The organism is Rudaea sp. (assembly GCF_057139185.1).
In genome coordinates this window covers 137,601-159,891 of the sequence record NZ_DBNHDN010000014.1, presented here as the reverse complement: position 1 = coordinate 159,891, position 22,291 = coordinate 137,601, and the positions used below count along the sequence as shown (strand labels likewise).

The following is a 22,291-nucleotide window of genomic DNA, read 5'->3' as shown; positions in this document are numbered from 1 at the left end:
CGCTACTTCGGCGGCCTCGCCATCGAGGAAGTCGCGCAGGCGCTGGGCCTTTCGCCGGCCACGGTCAAGCGCGACTGGACCATGGCTCGGCTGTTCCTGCGCCGCGAACTCGATGCGGCGCAGGTCGGCCCACCGGTCTGAGCGCGGCTGCTGCACGGGTTACGGCGGCACCGACATCCGCCATGCGCCTCGAGCGGCGTCTGCGGCAGCGCTTCGCTCGAATGAATTCGCATTCCCGGCTGGTCGCAACGCATCAGGCAGGTGGACGGCATGCCCGTGCGGCTGCGGCCTCAGTGCCCGAACAGACCCTTGAGCGCGTCGACCGGACCTTTCTTCTCGCCACGCTTGCCGCGGTCCTCCCCGTCGCCGTCGCGGCCAGCGTCTTCGTCGCGACTGCGGCCACTCATCGATGCGGCGCTCTCACCGAGCATGTTCATCGCCACCGACTTGTTGCGCACGCGTGCGACCCAGTCCGGCGACCAAGTTGCGGGCGCACTCGCCGGCTTCGGCGGATACGAGAAGTTCGCTTCGTTGCCGTAGGCGATGCCCTGCAGCATCGCGGTCCCGGCCTTGGCGAAGATGCCGGCCGGCACCGCACACTCGGTCTGCGTCGGCGCAAGCAGGACCTTCTCGCGCAACCACTTGTCGACGTTCGCGTTCGAGGCATAGTTCATCAGGCCCGTGCCCGGATCGGGCAGCTCGGACGAACTCCACAGGACGAGATCGGGCGCACCGGACTTGTCCTCGCTCGCGCTCGTGGCGGTGAGCAGATAGGCGCGCGCTTGCGCAATCGATGGCCAGTGCACGCGGATCGAATCAGCGAGTTTTCCGCCCGAATCGAGCTTGAGGCTTGGCATGAAATCCTGGTCGCGCGACAGGGTGAATTTCAGGTTGTCCGGCACCCCGTCACCGCGGACGACATGCTCGCCGACGAGCGAAGCGTCGCGCGCGACGCGTGAGTTCTCGCGGTCGTTCGGCCAGATCGCATAGCCCGGTTCGGCACGCGCGCCGCGGTCAGTCACGCCGCGACCCTGCATGAAACCGGCGTACTCCTGCGTGGAGAACTTGCCCATGTCGATCACGCGCGGCTGGCCCGGTTTTACCGTCGCGCTGCAGCCCCAGTAGAACAGGATGCGACCGCGCGGGCGCTCGGGCCAGGACGCCTCTTCGCCGCCGCCGCTGTTGCCTTCGCGCGGCGGCGTGACCAGATGCAACGGTTCCGCACCGACATCGGCACGCTCCGGTGTCTGCTGCGTCGCGCTCGTGCCGGCCGGCTTGTTCGCGGTGTACAGCGCGATATCGATTTGCCTGCCCGGCATGCCAGCGTACTTGGTCATGCCGAAGTTGCCGACGCCCTTGGCGTGACGCCCGTCGCGCCCCGGCGCGGCACGTGTGCCCATCATGCCGCTCATCATGCTGCCGGCGATGCCGCCCATCTGCGGCATCTCGTCCATGCCCATCAGGTTGTAGGTGGCCAGATCCATCCAGTACTGCGCGACAGGGCCGCGCGCTGCGGAAGGCTTCGGCGCGTCGGCGGCACCGGCTGCGCTGGTGACGGCGAGCGCGACCGCAGCGCCCAGCGTGCGCAGGCGGCGCCCCGGCGTACGCGTGGTGCCGGCGGATGGGAAAGCGGACGATGCGTGGGACATGGCGGTTTCCTTATCGGTTAGCGATCCCGAATGGGCTCGCTGCAATCCTCTGAGCGTAGAAAAGGGAAAATCGGCTCATCGGCATTCGCCATGGCCACAGCGGCGTCGGCTTGAGCCATCCCAGGCGTTGGGGTGACTGGCCGACGTTGTGCGCCTCAACGCTGCAGCGAACCGGACGGTTGCAACAAATCGAGCTGTTGCGTCGGCGCGGTATCACTGGGGCGCGCCATCTGCATCGGCGCATAGCCCGGGGGCAATTCGAAGATGCTGGCGTCGATCGCGGTATCCGTGCGAATGCGCAGGCGCGCATGACCACTGACCGCACCATCGCGATGACAGATTCGTTCGATACTGATCGCCGGGGGCCCGACGCGATCCATCTCTGCCTGCGGATACAGACTGGCGACGCCTGCACTCATGCCTTTGCCGACTGCGGCAATGCGCTTGAGCCGACGCTGCGCGCGCGGGTCCAGCCCGAGCGAGTCCACCGCGGCCATGCAGTCCTCCCGAAGCACGACGTCGCCGCGCATGATCCGCTCACGCATGCAGGCATGCGCATCGACGGTTTCGGATGCATCCGCGCGCCGGACCGTGGTCGTCGACCATTTCACCGCTGCGCCGGCACCCTTCGCGGCAGATGCGGCGGGGCGGCCTTCGCGCTGCCTGAGCCGCTGCGCAATCGCCTGGCGGCGATCCACGCCTGCGGCTGCGGGTGCACTTGCCATTTTTTCCGCGCAGAGTTGCGCCGCATCCGCGTAGTCGGGGTCGGAGAAACCGATTCCGGCCATCTCCGGGCACGCGGCAACCTGCATGTCGCGGAACACGGCCATGGCTTGCGCATTGTCCATACCGGTAACCGCTTTCGTCTGCTTTTCGGCGTACAGCGACACGCTGCGGCCGACATCGCTGGTGAAATCGATGGCATCGTCGTCGGACTCCACCGTCATGTACGTGCGCGTTTCGTGCATCAGCTGGTGCATGATCTGCTCACCATCGTCGAACAGGGTCGACATCGGCATCCCTTCCATGCGCATGTCCACGCGCGCACGCAGGCCGTCGATCGCCATGCGTTCGAATTCCGTCGCGCAGTCGCCATCGTGCGCGTATTCCAGCACGGTGGCCGCGTCGGCCGTACCCCAGGCGAGCAGCACGGCAGCGAGCAGTCGCGCCGGTGCAGCATGCAGGCGTCGTGAGCGGGTGATGTTCATCGGTTGCCTCCGTCGAATTTGATTGCCTTGCGCGTACCTTCGATACGGCGCTGTTCCTTGTCCGCGTAAACCGCGATGCAGGCGTCGCGCCTGACCATCGTGCATTCGAGGTAGTCGATGACTTCGATGATCGCCGCACGCACGACTTTGGCCAGTGCCTCGTTGTGCAGCGTTTCGTAGCCAAAGCTGGCGATGCCCGCATCGATGCCGACCGACGATGCGGTCCTGGTCGTACGCCCTTCGATGGTCCGGGCCTGCGCGATTTCGCCGGTGGTCGTATCGACCACGCGCAGGTCGATCGCCAGATACGCCGTGCTCGATTCGCGCGAACCGCCGATGCCGCGGAAGGAACCGCGCGCGCTTTTCTTCTCGACGCCCTCCTCGAACGCGGTGACGGTGCCCATGACCAGGTACTGCGCGCCGGTCAGTTCGCCGATGCGCGCTCCATCGCCCGGGCGCAGGCGACCGGACGTACCGAGATCCTGCTCTTCCAGGATCGCCTGCAGACGCCGGCGCTCGACCACGGTGAAGCCTGGCCGCGCCGCCATTTCGTTGGCGAGAATGTTGGTCAGCACACGTCCGATGCCGCCCTGGAACGGCAGTGCGCCGGTTTCATCCTGGAATTTGAGAACACCGAATACGGGCTTGCCGTCGCTCCCCGCGGAACCTCGCGCAGGAAATAGCAGCAGCAGCGCACAGGCCAGCAGCAGGCGCGCGATCAGAGCCGGCACGGTATGCCCACGGCACCGGTTGCGCTGCAACGATCGATTAAGGAAACTGGAACAATTGGTTTGCGAACACGCCATAAGGAAGTCATTCCGCCATTGGAAACATGGCAACGCCAGGTTGCCTGACAAAGAAGCGAACCTCGTCGGCCGCTTGCCGATGCCTGAAAGTCGCGCAGCCGCTCGTTGCTCCAGGCGCTTCAATTCGAGTTTGCGGCTGCGGATGAGATTCGCTGCAATCGTTTGAGCGTAGAATCACGCCAATCGGTTCATCGGGGTCCGCGGGGGAGTGCGGGGTGAGCCGCTTTGGGTCGCTTTCCGCTTTGGGGAATCATGAATTCCGTACGCTGGCAGAAGCTCACCGACATCGTCGGTGAATGTCTGGACTTGCCGGTCGCCGAGCGCGACGCGCGCGCGCGCGCGCGCTGCGGCAGCGATGAGGCGCTGTGCCGCGAGGCGCTGGCGTGGATCGCGAGTGCCGCGGATGGTGACGATTTCCTCCAGCAACCGCCGCAAGTCGACACCCGCCTGCTGCAGTCCGCCGCGGCCGCGGGCATGAGGTCGAACTGGGTCGGCCGCCGCTTCGGCCCCTACCGCATCGTCGGCGAAGTCGCGCGCGGTGGCATGGGCAGCGTGTTCAAGGCCGTGCGCGACGACGACGAATACCGCAAGGAAGTTGCGATCAAATTGATCCGCTCCGACCTCGGCGGCGAAGCGGTCGCTGCGCGCTTCCGCTTGGAGCGCCAGATCCTTGCAGGCCTCGACCATCCGAACATCGCGCGCCTGATCGACGGCGGCAGCAGCGAGGACGGCCTGCCTTATCTGGTCATGGACTACGTCGACGGCGAACCGATCGACCGCTACTGCGCGCGGCGCGCGCTCGGCGTGCGCGAACGCCTGGAGCTGTTCTGCGAAGTCTGCGCGGCGGTGCAGTTCGCACACCAGCGTCTGGTCGTGCATCGCGACCTCAAGCCGAGCAACATCCTCATCGACCGCGAAGGCATGGTGAAGCTGCTCGATTTCGGCATCGCCCGCCTCGTCGAACCCGGCGCCGACGGCAGGGACGGGACGACCACGATCCACGCCTTCACGCCCGAATACGCCAGCCCCGAACAGGTCAAGGGCGAGACGATCACGACCGCGAGCGATGTGTACTCGCTCGGCGTGCTGCTCTACCGCCTGCTCGCCGGGCGCAGTCCGTACCGCTCGGACAACTCGCAGTTGCACGCCCTCGTGCGCGAGATCGTCAGCACCGATCCGCTGCGGCCGAGCGCGACGGCCGAGTCCAGGCGCGATCCGGCGGCGACCGCGCCGACGCTGGATGCCGAACGTCTGCGCCGCGCGCTGCGCGGCGACCTCGACATGATCGTGCTCATGGCGCTGCGCAAGGAACCGGCGCGGCGCTATGCCTCGGTCGAGCAGTTCGCCGACGATGTGCGCCGCCATCTCGCCAACCGCCCGGTGCGCGCGCGCGACGGTGCCCTCGCCTATCGCGCGCGCAAGTTCCTGGTGCGCCACTGCCTCGGCGTCGCCCTCGGCACGCTCGCCGTCGCCAGCCTGCTCACGCTGTCGGCCTATGCCCTGCAGCAGGCGCGCAGCGCGCGTGCGGAGAAGGCGCGCGCCGAACGGCATTTCGACAGCGTGCGCGGCCTGGCCAACCGCTTCATCGGCGATGTGTTCCTGCAGATCGTCGACGTGCCCGGCACGGCGAAGGCACAGCAGATCCTGCTCGACACCGGCATCGAGTACCTCAACCGGCTCGGCGCGGACGCGGACAACAACCGCGCGCTGCTGCTCGAGATCGCGAGCAGCTACATCAAGCTTGCGCAGATGCAGGAGCGCGCGTACGTGCCACCGGCGCAACGCTCCGATGCTGCGGGCCGCGCCCTCGCTTCGATCAAGCAGGCCGAGGCGCTGGCGCCGCCGGATGCAGCATCGCGGCAACGTCGCATCATGGCGCAAACCCTGCTCGCCGGCAGCGAAGCCGACGCGCAGAAATTCGATGTGGCGAAAGTCCACTTCGAGATGGCCGCCGCGTTGGCGCGCGAAGCGCCCGACGCCGGTGAGCCATCGTCGCTGACCCACGCGCGCGCGACGGCCCTAGCCGAATTCGCCAAATCGCCCGGTATCGATATCCCCGTGAGCCAGCGCCTCGCCCTGCTCAGGGAAGCCCTCGCGGGCTACATAGCCGCGCAACGCACGGCCCGCGACGACAAGGAACGCGACGACACCGGCAACTCGCTGGCGACGACATCGCTCTATCTCGCACGCGCCCAGCTCGAGGACCACGACGACCCGCAACGCCGGGCGAAAGCCCTGGCGTATGCGCAAGACTCGATCCGCCAGCAGGAAGCCCTCTACGCGACGGATCCGCGCGACATCAAGAACCTGGTCAACCTCGTGCTCGAATCGAGCACCGCCGCCACGATCGCGGCGCATTCGGGCGACTTCGACGCGGCACGCGCCTACTATCGCAAGGCACGCGTCTACGACGATGAGATGCAGCGCCAGGACCCGGGCCAGCCGACCGCGATGGTCAACCGCATCGCCATGCGCCTGGAACAGGTGGAAATGGAATTGCGTGCGAATGCGTCGCCGCGCGCGCAACTCGAAGAACTCGCCGCGATCGAACGGGTAGTGCAACAACTGCCCGGCTATCTTTCCGGGCAGCGCCAGATGATCGCGGTACGCGCGTGGATCGACGCGCTCAAGGCCGAATTCGGCTTGCGCCGCAGCGCGGAAGTCGATCTGTTGCTGGCCGAGCGCATCGCGCTCCAGCGCGAAGCGATCGCGCTGTTCGAAAACTCGAACACGCTGGTCACGCAGATTCCGGAAATGATCGACGAGGAAAACCAGGACATCGTCGAACTCGTCCGTACCGGCGCCGCGCGTGCGCGCGGCGCGCTGGCAAAATTGCAGGCGCATTGACGACGGCACGCAGCGCGCGGGGCGATCGCGTGGGATAGCTGATATTCTGCGGAGATGACGAACAACGGTCCCGATCCTGCTGCTGTATCCAACCCACGCCGCGCGCTGGTCACCGGCGCCTCGGCCGGCATCGGCGCGGAATTCGCGCGCCAGCTCGCCGCATCCGGCCACGCCCTCGTGCTGACCGCGCGCCGCGCCGATCGCCTCGCCGCGCTCGCCGCGGAGTTGAAGGCCGCGCACGGTGCGCAGGTCGATTGCATAACCGCCGACCTCGCCGATCCGCACGCGCCGGCGATGCTGTGCGACGAACTCGCGCGGCGCGACCTCGCCGTCGACGTGCTGATCAACAACGCCGGCTACGGCGTGCCCGGCTCGCTGATCTCGCAACCGTGGCAGACCCACGCCGATTTCATCCAGGTGTTGATGACCGCGCCGACCGAACTGGCCTGGCGCCTGTTGCCCGGCATGCGCGAGCGGCACTACGGCCGCATCGTCAACCTCGCCTCGCTCGCCGGGCATGTGCCCGCGCCCGCGGGGCACACGTTGTATGCGGCGAGCAAGGCCTACCTGATCAAGTTCTCGCAGGCGCTCGCGCTCGAAAATCGCGGCCGGAACGTCCACGTCTGCGCGCTCTGTCCCGGCTTCACCCGGTCCGAGTTCCACGACGTCACCGGTTCGCGTGCGCTCGTCGCGCAAATGCCGAAATGGTTGTGGATGCCGGCCGACCGCGTCGTGCGCGAAGGTCTTGGCGCCGTCGAACGCGGCGAGGCGGTCTACATTCCCGGCCGCATCAACCGTGCGATCAAGGCGCTGAACAAGCTGCTGCCCGATCGCCTCGCCCTGCGCATGGCGGCGCGACAGGGCCGGAAATTCCGCGTAGTGGACGCGCCTTCGCTCAATCCCAGTCCCTGACCCATGCCCGACTTCTCCGCGCTCCCGCTTGCCGCGCCGCTGCTCAAGGCGCTGACGACGCTGGACTTCACGACAATGACGCCGGTGCAGGCACAGGCCTTGCCGGCCATGCTCGCCGGCCGCGACCTGATTGCGCAGGCGCCGACCGGCAGCGGCAAAACGATCGCGTTCGGCCTCGGCCTGCTTCAGCGTCTCGATCCGGCCCTGGTCAAACCGCAGGCGCTGGTGCTCTGTCCTACGCGCGAACTCGCCGACCAGGTGGCATCGGTGATACGCCGCCTTGCCTTCGACATCGCCAACCTCAAGGTGCTGACCCTGACCGGCGGCATCGCCCTCGCACCGCAGCTTGCCAGCCTGCGCAAGGATTCGCACGTCATCGTCGGCACGCCCGGGCGCGTGCAGGAGATGCTGCGCAAGCACGCGCTCAGTCTCGTCAAGCTGCGCACGCTCGTACTCGACGAGGCCGACCGCATGCTCGACATGGGCTTCGAGGAGGCGATCCGCGAGATCGTGGGCAAGACGCCGCCGTCGCGGCAAAGCTTGCTGTTCTCGGCGACATTTCCCGAACCGATCCGCGAGATCGCACGCAAAACGCTGCGCGCCCCGTTCGAGGTGACGATTGCCGACGCCGTCGAACGCCCGGCCATCGACGAACATTTTTTCGAAATCGATCTCGCGCGCAAACCGGCCGCGCTCGCCGCACTGCTGCTGCATCACCGGCCCGAGTCCAGCGTCGTGTTCTGCAATACGCGCAGGGATGTGGATGACGTGGTCGAGGCGCTAGGCGGCCATGGCATCGCCGCACTTGCACTGCACGGCGACATCGACCAGCGCGATCGCGACGAGGTACTCGTGCGCTTCGCCAACCGTTCCTGCCGCGTGCTCGTCGCCAGCGACGTCGCGGCGCGCGGGCTGGACATCAAGGACCTGGCCGCGGTGGTCAACTACGAGTTGCCACCCGATATCGACATCTACCGCCACCGCATCGGCCGCACCGCACGCGCGGGCAAGACCGGGCTCGCGCTGAACCTGGTCACGCCGCGCGAAATGCACCGCGCGCACGAACTGGAAAAACGCGAGCTGGAACGATACCCCGACGCCAGGCTGCAATGGTCGAAACTGCCCGCGCCGAACGCGAAGGCGAAGGACGGCCTGCCGGCCACGATGGCGACACTGCGCATCGACGGCGGCAAGACCGACAAGCTGCGCGCCGGCGACATCCTCGGCGCGCTGACCGGCGACGCCGGCCTCGCCGCCGATGCGATCGGCAAGATCGACATCTTCCCGACACGCTCCTACGTCGCCATCGCGCGCGGTGTCGCCGACAAGGCGCTGAACCGGTTGCGCGCAAGCGGTATCAAGGGTCGCAGGTTTCGCACCGCGCGCATTTGAACAAACGCTACTGCGCGCGGCCGGGCGCCGGGGTCGGTGCCGGCTCAGTGGTGGTGCCCGCCCTCGCCGTGCACATGCCCGTGCTCGACCTCTTCGGGCGTGGCGTCGCGCACGTCGGTGACCTCGACGTCGAACTTCAAGGTCTTGCCGGCCATCGGATGGTTGAGATCCACGTCGATCACGCTGGAGCCGACCTTGAGCACAACGACCTGGCGATAGCCGCCCCCCTGTACGCTGAGCACAGTCGCATCGCCCGACTTGAGATGGTCGGCGTCTCGGAAGTATTTCTTCGGCACGCGCTGGGTGAAATCCTCGCGACGCTCGCCATAGCCGTGTTCGGGTGGCACGCTCACGTCGAACTTGTCGCCCGCCTCGTGGCCTTCCATCGCCTGCTCGAGGCCGGGGATGATCTGGCCGTGACCGAACAGGATCGTCAGCGGCTCGGCGCGATCATGCGAGGAATCGACCTTCGTTCCGGTCTCGTCGGTGAGGTGATAGTGAAAGGTAACGACCTTGTTTTTTTCCGCCTTCATCGCTTTTCCTTGAATGGAATCATTGTCTGCAAAGTGCGCGATTATACAGGCAGGCTGAACGCCCATTCGGTGCGGGGACGCAAACGATTGACAAGGCCTCGGGTTTTGCCGGAACGTGCGCGGCGATGCGCTGCCTTCGTTCCCTCCCGCTGATCCTGGCGATCGTGTTGCTCGCGGCCTGTGCAGGGCCGCGCACGCGCCCCGCTCCCGCCCCACCACCCGCACCGCGCGGGATCGCAAGCCCGAACGACATCCTGTTCCGCGCGATCGGCCTCGTCGGCACGCCGTACCATTGGGGTGGCAACACGCCCGAGAGCGGTTTCGATTGCTCCGGCCTCGTCGTCTACGTGTTCCGCACGATTGCGGGAGTCGCGCTGCCACGGACCACGCAGGACATGTACGCGCTCGACCTCGCCGACGTGCGCCGCGACCGGCTGCAGGGTGGCGACCTGGTTTTTTTCAACACGTCCGGCCGCGACATTAGCCATGTCGGCATCTATGTCGGCCAGGACCGTTTCGTGCACGCGCCGAACGAAGGCGGCACGGTGCGGCTGGACTATCTGAGCAACGTCTACTGGAACAAGCACTACAGCGGTGCGCGGCGCGTACGCCTGTAACCCTACGCCGCGCGCCGGCTTCGGCCAAGCCTCGCGCGCAACGCGTCGCGCTTGCGCGCGAGGCTCGCCGCATACTCATGCCGCGTCGCGGGTCGCGTCGCGGCGAGTTCGTCGCGGAACTTGCAGAAATCGGCGTAGGCGCGCAGCACGGGGGCAAGCTTGCGCAGCAGCAGTTCGAGCATGATCGCATCGTCGAGCAGGCCGATCACCTCGATGTCGTCGGGAATCAGGTCTTCGGGGTCACTGAAATACACCAGCGCCTCGAGCACGTCGATGCGGCACGGCGCCGGCAGCGCCCAGGCGTCGTCCTCGAGCATCGTGATCAGACGTTGCACGCCGCCGATGCGTTTGCGCACATAGGTCGGCGCAGTGGCCAGCGGCGCCGAATCCAGCGCCTGCTTCGCCGCATCGAGAATATCCGCCTCGTCGGCTTCCTGCGCCACATGGCGCGAGCGCTTCAGCGACTGGTGGAAGCGCGCAAGGTCCTTCGTTTCGATTTCGATCGTGATGCGCATGATGCCGTGAACGATTCCGTGCTTATCCGATCAGTTGCCAAAAGCAGAAGAGCCTCGGCCGTGAAGGACACGAAGAAAGGCTGCAAATCAATGTTTTTCTGGCTTCGTGTTCTTCGTGGTTCGATCTTTTCATCCGCGAATTGCCGACTGATCGCACGGGCATGGATTATTCCACGACTCCGCCTTGCCGGAGCAGCCACGGACCGCCAGCTGGAGGACGCGGCTACCTGCCCCGCTCGCGGCCATTGCGGCAGATTGACCGCTGCGGTATACTTTATCCACTGCGTCGCTTCTCTTTCCGTTTCGGGCTCGACTCGAGTCCGCATCCTCCGGCTACGACGCCCTTGCGGCAGGCACCTGGATTCGTCCGGCCCGCCGCCCAGCCCACGGCGCGGCTTATCGGAAACGCTGAGGATTTTTTTATCGGTCCGCATTGCGGGCCGATCGCGCTTGTGCGCGAATTTTAGGAACTGAAACATGTCATTCGAAGCCCTGGGCCTCTCGCCCGCCATCCTGCGCGCTCTCGCCGAACAAGGCTACGACGCGCCGACGCCGATCCAGCAGGCCGCCATCCCGCTCGTGCTCGAAGGCCGCGACCTGCTCGCCGGCGCGCAGACCGGCACCGGCAAGACCGCCGCGTTCACCCTGCCGCTGCTGCAGCGCCTGTTCGCCGACGCCGCGCCGGTCGGCGGCAAGCGTCGCCCGCGCGTGCTCATCCTCACCCCGACGCGCGAGCTCGCCGCGCAGATCCACGAGAACGTGCGCGCCTACGCCAAGCACCTGCGCGTGTTCGCGACGACGATCTTCGGCGGCGTCGGCATGGGGCCGCAGATCGACGCGCTGCGCCGCGGCGTCGACATCCTCATCGCCACGCCGGGCCGCCTGATCGACCACCTCGAACGGCGCACGGTCGACGTCTCGGGCATCGAAATCCTCGTCCTCGACGAGGCCGACCGCATGCTCGACATGGGCTTCCTGCCGCAGATGAAGCGCGTGCTCAATGCGCTGCCGAAGCAGAATCGCCAGACGTTGCTGTTCTCGGCCACGTTCGCCGACCAGATCAAGGCGCTCGCGCGCGAGTTCATGCGCGATCCGGCCGAAGTGCAGATCGCCGCGCGCAACAGCGTCGTCGCGACGGTTACGCATCGCGTGCATCCGGTCGACGCGTCGCGCAAGCGCGACCTGCTGCTTGAGCTGCTCAGCCGCGACAGCCGCCGCCAGACGCTCGTGTTCGGCCGCACCAAACACGGTTCGGACAAGCTCGCCAAGTTCCTCGATCAGCACGGCCTGCGCACCGCCGCGATCCACGGCAACAAGAGCCAGAACGCGCGCACGCGCGCACTCGCCGATTTCAAGAACGGCAAGATCACCGTACTCGTCGCCACCGATATCGCCGCGCGCGGTATCGACATCGACCAGTTGCCTCTCGTGATCAACTTCGACCTGCCGATGGTTGCCGAGGACTACGTCCACCGCATCGGCCGCACCGGTCGCGCCGGCGCCGAAGGCCTCGCCGTCTCGCTCGTCTCGCACGACGAAGCGCGCCTGCTGCGCGACATCCGCCGCCTGCTCAAGCAGGACATCGCGATCGAGAATGTCGAAGGTTTCGAGCCGAGTTCACCGCTGCGCCTCGACGGCAACGGCGGTGGCGGACAGCCGAAGCCTAACCAAGCTGCGCGCAAGCCGAATCATGCGCGTCGTCCGCATGCACAGGGGCCGAAAGGCCAGCAGCCAAAGCCGCATGCGGCGGCTAACAAGCAGCGCAGCTGGCGCGGCGGGCGCGACGCGCGGAAGGCTTGATGCTCAAAGCCCTCCCCTTCAAGGGGAGGGTTGGGTGGGGATGGTTTGACTCCAACGCAATTTGCAAACGAAGCAGAGTGGTGAGCGCATAGCTCATGCCAGGCGATCGAGAATGATGCTAGGTTTTGCAGCCGGTCTTAGCGCTCCGAAATATCCACCTCGATAGAAACCTCCGGATAACCCACGTAGAACGAGGCACCGTCGCACGTCAGTTCCCGGTTGTACCCGTTCGGACGATAGCCGATGAGGATGTTGTAGATACCGGACGTTTCAATTCCAAGTTCAGATACGGCTATGGGATTCACTTTTTCCACCGTCTGTCCAGGCTCCAAATTGCGCATATCGTCACATTCTCTGCCCGGCAAGGACGGTGGCAGCCGCATTTCGCGAATAGGGTTGGCAACCAATCCTTTGCCAGACGAATCTTCGGCGTAGAGAGAAGTAGTTGCGATCCAAGCATTCGGGATGAGAACCGGCTTCTTCCCTATGTTCTTCAGACTGATCGTAACCGGGAGATTCTCGTGAATCTGATGTTTCCCCGAGGGTATTCTCGCAGCGAGGCGTACATCGCCTTCTTGCCTATCGAGTTTGCGAAGGTGAGCAGTTCCCATAGAACTGCAAGCGTTTAAGGCGAATGCAAGAACGAACACAACAAACAGCCGCATCACTCCTCCTCGAGATTGGCGTGGTAGCGTGCGCGAAACGCACGCTGAGGACGCCTTATCGAATTGACATTTCCAACGCAGCGACCGACGCTTCGAGCTTCGGCCCGAGATAGCAGTGCGAGCCGCAAGCAGTCAGCCCTGCTTGCGAAAATGTGGACAAATACCATTTCGGCGAGCGCGCGATGAAACCGTGCTTGTCGCCGTCGAGCGCGTCCTTCGACGTGAACAACTCCAGGAATGCGACGCCGGCAAGCATGTCGGCGATGCCGACGAGTCCACGGCGCAGTTCGGCCGACGGCAGGTAGTGGATCACGTCGGAGCAGACGACCAGATCGAAGTCGTCGCCGAAGCGCAGTTCGGCGAGCTGGCCGAAACCGACCAGGCGCAGGTTGCGTGCACGACCGTAGCGCGCGATCGCGTATTCGCTCGAATCGATGCCGAGATAGTCGATCTTCGGCCGCAACTTTTTCAGCGGCGCGCGCCAGGCGCCTTCGCCGCAGCCGACGTCGAGCACGTTGCGCACGCGCCGGCCGAGGTAGTACTCGGCGACGGCAATCGCCAGCGCGGCCTTGCGTTCGAGCAGCGCGGGCGTATTGACCGAATGCTGAGAGTGGCGATACCAGCGGTCGAAATAAGCGCGGTCGTAGAGTTTGGTCATTGCGTTCGATTTGGATTCCCTTCCCCCATCGGGAGAAGTCGCGTCACTGAAGCGCCGGACGAGGGGCAAGCGTTTCGGTCTAACTACGCGCGCGAATATTGGAGCGCCTTTCCCTCATTCGCCCTTCGGGCATCTTCTCCCGGCGGGAGAAGGGAAGCTTCACCGCAGTGAGTTGTTGATCTTCGCCAGCACCTCCGCGCCCGGACTCAGCTCCTTCGCACCGAGGCGATTGATCGGCACTTCGGTCGTGTTGAAGTGCTCGTGCAGGTCATGCGCGTCGGGATCGACGTAGAGCAGGCCGGTGACGACTTCGCCCTTGGCCTGATGCGCGTGCACGTAGTTCATCGCGGCGACGCGATCGTGCGTGTTGAAGTCGGCGCGCAGTTTGCGCAGGCGGATGATGTTGCCGTCGTGCTGGGTCACGTCGACGATCTCGCCTTCGGCATAGTCGACCGTGATCTCGGCGCGCACGTCGATGAAATCCAGGCGATTCACCGCCTCGTTGTGCTCGCGCACGTATTCGTAACTCTTCGTGCTGCCGGCATGGTTGTTGAACGCGACGCAGGGACTGATCACGTCGATGAAGGCCGCGCCCTTGTGCGCGATCGCGGCCTTGATCAGCGGCACGAGCTGTTTCTTGTCGCCGGAGAATCCGCGCGCGACGAAGGTGGCGCCGAGCTGCATCGCGAGGCCGACGAGGTCGAGCGGGCTGTCGGTGTTGACCACGCCCTTCTTCGACTTCGAGCCCTGGTCGGCGGTCGCCGAGAACTGGCCCTTGGTCAGACCATAGACGCCGTTGTTCTCGACGATGTAGACCATGTTCACGCCACGCCGGATCGCGTGCACGAACTGGCCGATGCCGATCGAAGCCGAGTCGCCATCGCCAGATACGCCAAGATAGAGCAGGTCGCGATTGGCGAGGTTCGCGCCGGTCAGCACCGAGGGCATGCGCCCGTGCACCGTGTTGAAGCCGTGCGACTGGCCGAGGAAATAATCCGGCGTCTTCGAGCTGCAGCCGATGCCGCTCAGCTTGGCGACGCGGTGCGGTTCGATGTCGAGCTCCCAACAGGCCTGGATGATCGAGGCAGAAATCGAGTCGTGGCCGCAGCCGGCGCACAGCGTCGAAATCTTGCCTTCGTAGTCGCGGCGGGTGAAGCCGATCGCGTTGCAGGCGAGCGTGGGGTGGTGGAGTTTGGGTTTGGCGATGTAGGTCACGCCATTTTCTCCTTCGCCTTGGTCGGCCGGATCTGCGCCGCGATGGCAGCGGCGATTGACCGCGCCGTGATCGGTGTGCCGTCGTAGTGCAGGATCGCCACGAGCCGCGCCGGGTCGATGCCGAATTCGTTGATCAAGAGCGTGCGCAGCTGGCCGTCACGATTCTGTTCGACGACGAAGACGCGCTCGTGCCGGCGGATGAATTCGCCGACGCTGTCGGGGAACGGGAACGCGCGTACGCGCAGCGTGTCGAGCACGAGGCTTTGCTTGCCGAGCAGCTCGATCGCTTCGGCCATCGAAGGACTGGTCGAACCGTAGAAAATCACGCCGTCCTGGGCTTCGCCGCCGGTACTGCGCAGGATCGGCTGCGGCACCAATGATTTGGCTGTCTCCCATTTTCGCAGCAGGCGCTCCATGTTGTAGATGTAGTCCGGTCCGCGCTCGGAATAACGTGCGTACGGATCGCGCGACGTGCCGCGCGTGAAGTAGGCACCACGCTCGGCGTGCGTGCCGGGATAGGTGCGGTACGGGATGCCGTCGCCGTCGACGTCCTTGTAGCGACCGAAATCGCGGCCCGCTTCGAGTTCTTCCGCAGTCATCACCTTGCCGCGGTCATACTCGCGCGTATCGTTCCACGCGAACGGCGCGGTCAGGCGCTGGTTCATGCCGATGTCGAGATCGGTGAGCACGAAAATAGGCGTCTGCAGGCGATCGGCGAGATCGAATGCCTGCGCCGAAAACTCGAAGCACTCGTGCGGGTCTTCGGGCAGCAGCAGCACGTGCTTGGTGTCGCCGTGCGAGGCGTAGGCGCAGGCGAGCACGTCGGACTGCTGCGTGCGCGTCGGCATGCCGGTCGACGGGCCACCGCGCTGCACGTCGATGATCGTGATCGGGATCTCGGCGAAGTAGGCAAGGCCGATGAACTCGTTCATCAGCGAGATGCCCGGCCCGGCGGTCGTGGTGAACGCACGCGCGCCGTTCCAGCCCGCGCCGACGCACATGCCGATCGAGGCGATCTCGTCCTCGGCCTGCACGATCGCGAAGCGGTTGCGCCCGGTCTCGGCATCGACGCGATACTTCATGCAGTATTTCTGGAACGCCTCGGCCAGCGACGATGACGGCGTGATCGGATACCAGGCGCAGACCGTGGCGCCGCCGTAGACGCAGCCGAGCGCGGCGGCGACGTTGCCATCGACGAAGATCTTGTCGCCGACGTTGTCCGCGCGCTGCACGTGCAGGCCGATCGGATCGAGATGCTGCGCGGCGTGTTCGCGGCCGAGTTCCAGCGCCTGCACGTTCGAATCGAGCAGCTTCTCCTTGCCCTTGTACTGCTCGGCGAACAGACGCTTGATCTCGCGTGCGTCGATGTCGAGCAGGATCGACAGCGCGCCGAGATACATGATGTTCTTGAACAACTGGCGCTGACGCGCGTCGGCGTAGGTACGGTTGCAGATCGCGGTCAGCGGCATGCCGATGACGTGGATGTCGTCGCGGAACTTCGACGCCGGCAGCGGCCGCGTCGAATCATAGAACAGGTAACCGCCAGGCTCGATCTCCTTGAGGTCCGCATCCCAGGTCTGCGGATTCATCGCGACCATCAGATCGACACCGCCGCGCCGACCGAGCCAGCCGCGCTCGCTGACGCGCACTTCGTACCAGGTCGGCAGGCCCTGGATGTTCGACGGGAAGATGTTGCGCGGACTGACCGGCACGCCCATGCGCAGGATCGCGCGCGCGAACAGTTCGTTCGCGGAGGCCGAACCGGAGCCGTTGACGTTGGCGAACTTGACCACGAAATCGTTGGTCGCTTCGATGCGCGGATGCCGCCTGGTTTCGATTTGCGCGTTCATGCCGCCGTCCTCTGCGCCGCGCGCTTGTGGCAGCCGGGGCCAGCCTGGGTGGTTTCGAGCAGGAACTTGCGCATGTCCCACGCGCCGGTCGGGCAGCGTTCGGCGCAGAGACCGCAGTGCAGGCAGACATCTTCGTCCTTGACCATCACCCTGCCCGTCTTCAGCGCGTCGGACACGTACAGCGATTGCGCCAGGTTCAGCGCCGGCGCGGTCAGGTGCGTGCGCAGCCCGGCCTCGTCGTCGTTGCCGGTGAAGCTGATGCAGTCCATCGGGCAGATGTCGACACAGGCATCGCATTCGATGCAGGCATCCTTGGTGAACACGGTCTGCACGTCGCAATTGAGGCAACGTTGCGCCTCCTGTACCGCAGTCGCCGCATCGAAACCGAGCTCGACTTCCACTTTTATACTTTTCAGCGTCGCGGCTTTCTCGCGCCACGGCACGGCGTAACGCTGGTCGTTGGAAATGTCGTTGTCGTAGCTCCATTCGTGGATGCCCATCTTCTGCGAGATCAGGCTGACCGCGGGCTCGGGGCGCTCGCGGATGTCTTCGCCGTTGAGCATCCTGTCGATCGACACCGCGGCTTCGTGGCCATGCGCGACCGCCCAGATGATGTTCTTCGGACCGAACGCCGCATCGCCGCCGAAGAACACGCCCGGCAGCGTCGACTGCATCGTCGCCTTGTCGACCTGCGGCATTCCCCACTCGTCGAAGGCGATGCCGAGGTCGCGCTCGATCCACGGGAATGCGTTTTCCTGGCCGACCGCGATCAGTACCTCGTCGCAGCCGAAGAACGCGTCGGGTTCGCCGGTCGGCACGAGCTGGCGGCGGCCTTTCGCGTCGCGCTCGGCGCGTACCTTCTCGAACGTCATGCCAACGAGTTTCCCGCCGCGATGTTCGAACGTCTTCGGCACGAGGTAGTTGAGGATCGGGATGCCCTCGTGCATCGCGTCCTCCTTCTCCCACGGCGAGGCTTTCATCTCCTCGAAGCCCGAGCGCACGATCACTTTCACGTCCTCGCCGCCGAGCCGGCGCGAGGACCGGCAGCAGTCCATCGCCGTATTGCCGCCGCCGAGCACGATCACGCGCTTGCCGATGCTCTTGATGTGCTCGAAATAGACCGAGGCGAGCCAGTCGAGACCGATATGGATGTTGGCCGCGGCCTCTTTGCGCCCCGGCAGATCGAGATCGCGGCCGCGCGGCGCGCCGCTGCCGACGAAGATGGCGTCGTAGTTCTGCGCAAGCAGGTCGCGCATCGACTCGATGCGCGCGCCGCCGCGGAATTCGACGCCGAGATCGAGCACGTAGCCGACCTCCTCGTCGATCACTTCCTCGGGCAGCCGGAACCGCGGCACCTGCGTGCGCATGAAACCGCCACCCTTCTTCTCCGCCTCGAATACGGTGACGTGGTAGCCAAGCGGCGCGAGATCGCGCGCGACGGTCAGCGCCGATGGCCCCGCGCCGACACAGGCGATGCGCCTGCCATTCTTCTTCGCCGCCGGCTTCGGCATGCGCGCGCGCACCGCGGCGCGGTCCTTGTTGTCCGCGGCGACGCGCTTCAGGCGGCAGATCGCGACCGGCTCGGGCTTGTTGCCGGCATCCTCGACGCGCCCGCGCCGACAGGCCGGCTCGCAGGGGCGATCGCAGGTGCGGCCGAGAATGCCGGGGAAGACGTTCGATTTCCAATTGACGAGATAGGCATCGTCATGCCGGCCCGCGGCGATCAGTCGGATGTACTCGGGGACCGGGGTGTGGGCCGGGCAGGCCCACTGACAATCGACGACTTTGTGGAAATAGTCGGGTACGCGAATATCTGTCGCTTTCACCAACACCCTCCGCGATGCGGTCTTGACCCGGTCGGGGTTCCGGTTTGCCGCTTGAGCCGGAGTCTACTCGCGTGAAACATTCCTGAAAAGAACGTTCAAAAGCATGAGCCTGACCACGAAGACACGGAGCGCACAGGGGGGTCACGAAGAAGAGTCAAGGATGAGGATGAAACCTGCACCGCAAACAAGCACCTTCACCCTTCTTCGTGGCTTTTCCGCCGTGATCTTCATGGCTTCGTGGCGGTGTTCCGATTTGGGTGCGTCTCCGGTCATGATTGTTGCGGTGCAGCGCGATGCGGACTAGCATAGCGTTTTCGCGTGCCGGACCCCCCAAGCGATGACGATGTTTCTGTACCAACTGCACGAACTCAACCGCGCGCTGCTCAATCCGCTGATCACGTTCTCCGAGAGCAGCGCACGCATGTTTTCGTCGAAGGAAAGCTGGCTGTCGAAGCTGCCCGGCGCCAGTCGCGCGGCGGCGAACTACGAGCTGCTCTATCGCCTTGGCAAGGACTACGAAAAGCCCGCGTTCAACATCAACACGGTGCAGGCACACGGCAACGCCGTACCCATCGTCGAGCAGCTCGCGCTGGCCAGGCCGTTCTGCAACCTGATCCGGTTCAAGCGCTACAGCGACGAGATCGCCACGCTGCAGCAGTTGAAGAACGATCCCGCCGTGCTCGTCGTCGCCCCACTGTCCGGGCACCATTCGACGCTGCTGCGCGACACGGTGCGCACGCTGCTGCAAGACCACAAGGTCTACGTCACCGACTGGATCGACGCACGCATGGTGCCGGCCGAAGCCGGTCCGTTCCATCTCGACGACTACATCGCCTACATTCAGGAATTCATTCGCCACATAGGCGCGAAGAACCTGCACGTCATCTCGGTCTGCCAGCCGACCGTACCCGTGCTCGCCGCGATCTCGTTGATGGCGTCGGCCGGCGAAACCACGCCGCGCACGATGACGATGATGGGCGGCCCGATCGACACGCGCAAGAATCCGACCAAGGTCAACGACCTCGCCACTACGCAGCCGATCGAGTGGTTCCGGACCAACGTGATCAACCCGGTGCCGAACAACTATCCAGGCAAGGGCCGCAAGGTCTATCCGGGCTTCCTCCAGCATGCCGGTTTCGTCGCGATGAACCCGAGCCGGCATTTCTCCTCGCACTGGGATTTCTATCAGGACCTGCTGCGCGGCGACCTCGACGACGCCGACGCGCATCGCGAGTTCTACAACGAATACAACGCCGTGCTCGACATGCCGGCGGAGTACTACCTCGACACCGTGCGCACCGTGTTCCAGGAGCATGCGCTGCCGCGCGGCACGTGGAAGGTCAAGGGCAATCTGGTCAAGCCGGCCGACATCAAGCGCACCGCGCTGCTGACGATCGAGGGCGAGCTCGACGATATCTCCGGCGTCGGCCAGACCCAGGCCGCGCACGACCTGTGCAAGGGCATTCGCGCCGCCGACCGCCAGCACCTCACCGTCAAGGGCGCAGGCCACTACGGCATCTTCTCGGGACGGCGCTGGCGTGAGAGCGTCTATCCCGAAGTGCGTTCCTTCATCCGCCAGTATTCGTAAGCGACTCGTCGCATCCGCTTGCGGCCGCGCCCCCGGGGTGGCCGGTGTCGTGCGCACCTGGCTTAGAATCACGCCATGCTCCGCACCCTGATCCAGCTCAAGCCGCGAGATGTGCCATTCGGCGTCGCGCTGCGCAATACCGCGGGCCTGGTGCTGCCGCTCGGCATCGGCATTGCCACGGGACATGTGGTGATCGGGTTAGGCATCGCATCGGGCGCGCTGAACACGATGTTCCTCGATCAGCCGGGACCGTACCGGCTGCGCATGCAGCGCATGTTGTTGGGTGCGCTCGTTGCGGGCCTGTCGGGATTCGCCGGAAGCCTGCTCGGCGCAAATGCGGTCGCAATGGCGATTGCCGCGCTGATCTGCGGCATCGCGGGCGGCATGCTCGTGGCGCTCGGCCCGAACGCCGGACGCGCCGGCCTGACCAGCATCATCCTCGTGCTGGTCATGGGCGCCGACCCCCAGGACTTCAAAGGCGCTGCGAGCACCGGCCTGCTGATCTTCGCCGGCGGCCTGATCGAGATGCTCCTGGCGCTCGCCGCCTGGCCGCTGCAACGCTATCGCCCCGAACGCACCGCACTCGCGCGCGTCTATCGCGAGCTTGCCGCAATCACCCACCGCCCGTTCTCCAGCAACCGGCTCGAAAAGCCGCCACCGGTTACCCAAGGCCTGCTCGACGTCGAACAACTGCTCAACGGCGCGCATCGTGCGCGCGGCGCCGAAATGGAACGTTTCCGCGTCCTTGCACGAATCGTCGAGCGCGTACGCCTCGAACTGCTGGCGTTCGGCGATGCGATCGACGCCCTGCCCGAAGGCGACGCACGCCACACCTTGCTGCGCCTGCGCGAATACGCGTCGCGCACGCTCGACGGCATCGGCGAAGCGCTCGAGCAAGGCACCACGGCCGAAGCGACGAGCGGCTCGATCGAAGGCTTCGATGCAGCTCTGGCTTCACTCGACGATCTGGGTTCGCACGCCGATCCGTCGCACCGGCGCACGCTGACGGTTGCGCTGGCGCGTGCGCAGGCGTTGGGCGGACAACTGCGCGCCGCAATCCGCAATGCGGGCTTCGCCGGTTCACGCGGCGAGATCGAAGCCGAAGCGGAGGAAACGCGCCTGCCTGCGACGCTGCGTACGCTGAGCCCGCTTGCGACGTTGCGCGCCAACCTGCACCTGCAGTCGGTCGCGTTTCGCCACGCGCTGCGTCTCGGCGTCTGCGTCTGCCTCGCCGTGGTCGGCGAGCGCTTGTCGGGCTATGCGCACGGGTTCTGGGTTCCGATGACGACGGCGATCGTGCTCAAGCCCGATTTCGCCGGTACCTTCAGTTTCGGCCTGCTGCGCGTCGCCGGCACGCTGGCGGGCCTGGTGCTGACCACGGCACTCGTGCACTACGCACTCAGCAACGTTTGGGCGCAGCTGGCCTTTCTCGCCTTGCTCAGCATCGGTTTCCGCATGCTGACGACGATGAACTACGGCCTCGGCGTGATGATGCTGACGGGCTTGATCGTCCTTCTGCTCGCGTTCTACGGCATCGCTCCCGGAGACACGATGTTCGTGCGCGGCATCGCAACGACGATCGGCTGCACGTTCGCACTGACCGCCTACGCGCTATGGCCGACATGGGAACAACTGCGCCCTTCGCTCGCGACGCTGATCGAATCCTATGGAGTGTACTTCGCCACCCTGCTCGACGGCGACGCCACTGCGCGGCGCGAAGCGCGCACCGTCTCGCGCAGCGCCCGCACCAATGCGCAGGCCTCGCTCGATCGCTCGCGTGGCGAACCGAAGCCGGACCTCGAACTGATCGCCCTTGCCGAAAGCGTGTTCGCCAACGCGAACCGCTTCGTGCGCGCGAGCATGGCGCTCGAGGCGGTGCTCCAGGACAGCCGCGAACGACCCGCGCATGCACAGGTCATCGCATTCGCGCAGCGCGTCGATGCCGCGCTCGACGACATCGCCGATGGCCTGCGCCACGACCACCCCGTACTTGTCGAAGGCCTGCGCACCTGCGAACGAGAGCTAGCCAGGACCCTGGCTGCCGTCCCGCCGGACGCCGCCGCGCATGCCGTCGCTCTGGCCATCGCCGATGCCTGCGACCGCGCCACCGATTCTGTCAACACGCTCGCACATCTGCTCGATCGCAAGGCGGCAACCCATACCGGCAGCAGCGAAGTCGGCTAGACTGCGCGCCGGCTCCTTGCCTACGT

At 65.6% G+C, this 22,291-nt stretch carries 18 protein-coding genes; 8 read left to right on the top strand and 10 right to left on the bottom strand.

Translation table 11 applies throughout. From position 1 onward, the window contains the following. The coding region (locus AC16HO_RS05965; RefSeq protein WP_484335337.1) for an ECF-type sigma factor at positions 1-141 on the top strand (141 nt) is incomplete at its 5' end. 149 nt (positions 142-290) lie between these two features. Here AC16HO_RS05965 and AC16HO_RS05960 read toward each other — a convergent pair. The 3 genes from AC16HO_RS05960 to AC16HO_RS05950 form a co-directional block, all read right to left on the bottom strand. Continuing rightward, complete coding sequence (locus AC16HO_RS05960) at positions 291-1,649, bottom strand: hypothetical protein (protein WP_395642895.1); 1,359 nt, start codon at positions 1,647-1,649, stop codon at positions 291-293. Positions 1,650-1,804: 155 nt separating this feature from the next. Then, entirely contained in the window at positions 1,805-2,857 is a 1,053-nt protein-coding gene (locus tag AC16HO_RS05955; RefSeq protein ID WP_395642896.1) for a hypothetical protein, read from the bottom strand. Next, positions 2,854-3,588, bottom strand: a complete 735-nt coding sequence (locus AC16HO_RS05950) for a CsgG/HfaB family protein (protein ID WP_395642897.1) — start codon at positions 3,586-3,588, stop codon at positions 2,854-2,856. Before AC16HO_RS05950 ends, AC16HO_RS05955 begins: the two co-directional genes overlap by 4 nt. Before the next feature lie 327 nt (positions 3,589-3,915). Between AC16HO_RS05950 and AC16HO_RS05945 the strand changes: the two genes are divergently transcribed. The 3 genes from AC16HO_RS05945 to dbpA are packed head-to-tail and all read left to right on the top strand — an operon-like array spanning position 3,916 to position 8,814. Beyond that, positions 3,916-6,510 (top strand): serine/threonine protein kinase, encoded by a 2,595-nt coding sequence (locus AC16HO_RS05945; protein WP_395642898.1) that lies wholly within the window; start codon positions 3,916-3,918, stop codon positions 6,508-6,510. A gap of 54 nt (positions 6,511-6,564) precedes the next feature. Further along, on the top strand, positions 6,565-7,422 hold the full coding sequence (locus tag AC16HO_RS05940) for an SDR family NAD(P)-dependent oxidoreductase (RefSeq protein WP_395642899.1): 858 nt from the start codon (positions 6,565-6,567) through the stop codon (positions 7,420-7,422). A gap of 3 nt (positions 7,423-7,425) precedes the next feature. After that, positions 7,426-8,814 (top strand): ATP-dependent RNA helicase DbpA, encoded by a 1,389-nt coding sequence (dbpA, locus tag AC16HO_RS05935; protein ID WP_395642900.1) that lies wholly within the window; start codon positions 7,426-7,428, stop codon positions 8,812-8,814. Positions 8,815-8,858: 44 nt separating this feature from the next. Here the strand turns inward: dbpA and AC16HO_RS05930 are convergent, their stop codons facing one another. Next, positions 8,859-9,347: an FKBP-type peptidyl-prolyl cis-trans isomerase gene (locus tag AC16HO_RS05930; protein WP_395642901.1), complete on the bottom strand. Its 489-nt coding sequence runs from the start codon at positions 9,345-9,347 to the stop codon at positions 8,859-8,861. A 125-nt stretch (positions 9,348-9,472) separates the two neighbouring features. Here AC16HO_RS05930 and AC16HO_RS05925 point away from each other — a divergent pair, with 125 nt between their 5' ends. Continuing rightward, positions 9,473-9,964: a C40 family peptidase gene (locus AC16HO_RS05925; RefSeq protein WP_395642902.1), complete on the top strand. Its 492-nt coding sequence runs from the start codon at positions 9,473-9,475 to the stop codon at positions 9,962-9,964. A 2-nt stretch (positions 9,965-9,966) separates the two neighbouring features. Here the strand turns inward: AC16HO_RS05925 and AC16HO_RS05920 are convergent, their stop codons facing one another. Next, entirely contained in the window at positions 9,967-10,479 is a 513-nt protein-coding gene (locus AC16HO_RS05920) for a YkvA family protein (protein ID WP_395642903.1), read from the bottom strand. A gap of 477 nt (positions 10,480-10,956) precedes the next feature. Between AC16HO_RS05920 and AC16HO_RS05915 the strand changes: the two genes are divergently transcribed. After that, the gene (locus tag AC16HO_RS05915) at positions 10,957-12,279 is read left to right on the top strand and encodes a DEAD/DEAH box helicase (RefSeq protein WP_395642904.1); all 1,323 of its coding nucleotides are present in this window, start codon (positions 10,957-10,959) and stop codon (positions 12,277-12,279) included. 137 nt (positions 12,280-12,416) lie between these two features. Here the strand turns inward: AC16HO_RS05915 and AC16HO_RS05910 are convergent, their stop codons facing one another. The 5 genes from AC16HO_RS05910 to AC16HO_RS05890 all read right to left on the bottom strand — a co-directional run bounded on the left by AC16HO_RS05910 (position 12,417) and on the right by AC16HO_RS05890 (position 18,493). Next, positions 12,417-12,944, bottom strand: a complete 528-nt coding sequence (locus AC16HO_RS05910) for a hypothetical protein (protein WP_395642905.1) — start codon at positions 12,942-12,944, stop codon at positions 12,417-12,419. A gap of 55 nt (positions 12,945-12,999) precedes the next feature. Further along, positions 13,000-13,602 carry a class I SAM-dependent DNA methyltransferase gene (locus AC16HO_RS05905; protein ID WP_395642906.1) on the bottom strand — a complete coding sequence of 201 codons (603 nt, stop codon included), beginning with the start codon at positions 13,600-13,602 and terminating at the stop codon, positions 13,000-13,002. A gap of 159 nt (positions 13,603-13,761) precedes the next feature. Continuing rightward, positions 13,762-14,817 carry a 2-oxoacid:ferredoxin oxidoreductase subunit beta gene (locus tag AC16HO_RS05900; protein WP_395642907.1) on the bottom strand — a complete coding sequence of 352 codons (1,056 nt, stop codon included), beginning with the start codon at positions 14,815-14,817 and terminating at the stop codon, positions 13,762-13,764. Further along, positions 14,814-16,667, bottom strand: coding sequence for a 2-oxoacid:acceptor oxidoreductase subunit alpha (locus tag AC16HO_RS05895; protein ID WP_395642908.1), 1,854 nt, complete (start codon positions 16,665-16,667; stop codon positions 14,814-14,816). Before AC16HO_RS05895 ends, AC16HO_RS05900 begins: the two co-directional genes overlap by 4 nt. Continuing rightward, positions 16,664-18,493, bottom strand: a complete 1,830-nt coding sequence (locus tag AC16HO_RS05890) for an FAD-dependent oxidoreductase (protein ID WP_395642909.1) — start codon at positions 18,491-18,493, stop codon at positions 16,664-16,666. The genes AC16HO_RS05895 and AC16HO_RS05890 overlap by 4 nt, the downstream gene beginning before the upstream one ends. A 337-nt stretch (positions 18,494-18,830) precedes the next feature. On the opposite strand from AC16HO_RS05890, the gene AC16HO_RS05885 reads away from it, so the two are divergent. Together AC16HO_RS05885 and AC16HO_RS05880 are read left to right on the top strand one after the other, a co-directional pair. After that, positions 18,831-20,081: a polyhydroxyalkanoate depolymerase gene (locus AC16HO_RS05885; protein ID WP_395642910.1), complete on the top strand. Its 1,251-nt coding sequence runs from the start codon at positions 18,831-18,833 to the stop codon at positions 20,079-20,081. 75 nt (positions 20,082-20,156) lie between these two features. Further along, complete coding sequence (locus AC16HO_RS05880; RefSeq protein WP_395642911.1) at positions 20,157-22,265, top strand: FUSC family protein; 2,109 nt, start codon at positions 20,157-20,159, stop codon at positions 22,263-22,265. The last annotated feature ends 26 nt before the right edge of the window (positions 22,266-22,291 follow it).

Excerpts from the sequence above, each read along its gene's own strand:
- dbpA (WP_395642900.1), top strand. The coding sequence starts at position 7,426 with ATGCCCGACTTCTCCGCGCTCCCGCTTGCCGCGCCGCTGCTCAAGGCG.
- AC16HO_RS05880 (WP_395642911.1), top strand. The coding sequence starts at position 20,157 with ATGCTCCGCACCCTGATCCAGCTCAAGCCGCGAGATGTGCCATTCGGC.
- AC16HO_RS05955 (WP_395642896.1), bottom strand. The coding sequence starts at position 2,857 with ATGAACATCACCCGCTCACGACGCCTGCATGCTGCACCGGCGCGACTG.
- AC16HO_RS05910 (WP_395642905.1), bottom strand. The coding sequence starts at position 12,944 with ATGCGGCTGTTTGTTGTGTTCGTTCTTGCATTCGCCTTAAACGCTTGC.
- AC16HO_RS05960 (WP_395642895.1), bottom strand. The coding sequence starts at position 1,649 with ATGTCCCACGCATCGTCCGCTTTCCCATCCGCCGGCACCACGCGTACG.
- AC16HO_RS05925 (WP_395642902.1), top strand. The coding sequence starts at position 9,473 with ATGCGCTGCCTTCGTTCCCTCCCGCTGATCCTGGCGATCGTGTTGCTC.
- AC16HO_RS05895 (WP_395642908.1), bottom strand. The coding sequence starts at position 16,667 with ATGAACGCGCAAATCGAAACCAGGCGGCATCCGCGCATCGAAGCGACC.
- AC16HO_RS05945 (WP_395642898.1), top strand. The coding sequence starts at position 3,916 with ATGAATTCCGTACGCTGGCAGAAGCTCACCGACATCGTCGGTGAATGT.
- AC16HO_RS05905 (WP_395642906.1), bottom strand. The coding sequence starts at position 13,602 with ATGACCAAACTCTACGACCGCGCTTATTTCGACCGCTGGTATCGCCAC.
- AC16HO_RS05930 (WP_395642901.1), bottom strand. The coding sequence starts at position 9,347 with ATGAAGGCGGAAAAAAACAAGGTCGTTACCTTTCACTATCACCTCACC.
- AC16HO_RS05885 (WP_395642910.1), top strand. The coding sequence starts at position 18,831 with ATGACGATGTTTCTGTACCAACTGCACGAACTCAACCGCGCGCTGCTC.
- AC16HO_RS05920 (WP_395642903.1), bottom strand. The coding sequence starts at position 10,479 with ATGCGCATCACGATCGAAATCGAAACGAAGGACCTTGCGCGCTTCCAC.
- AC16HO_RS05940 (WP_395642899.1), top strand. The coding sequence starts at position 6,565 with ATGACGAACAACGGTCCCGATCCTGCTGCTGTATCCAACCCACGCCGC.
- AC16HO_RS05915 (WP_395642904.1), top strand. The coding sequence starts at position 10,957 with ATGTCATTCGAAGCCCTGGGCCTCTCGCCCGCCATCCTGCGCGCTCTC.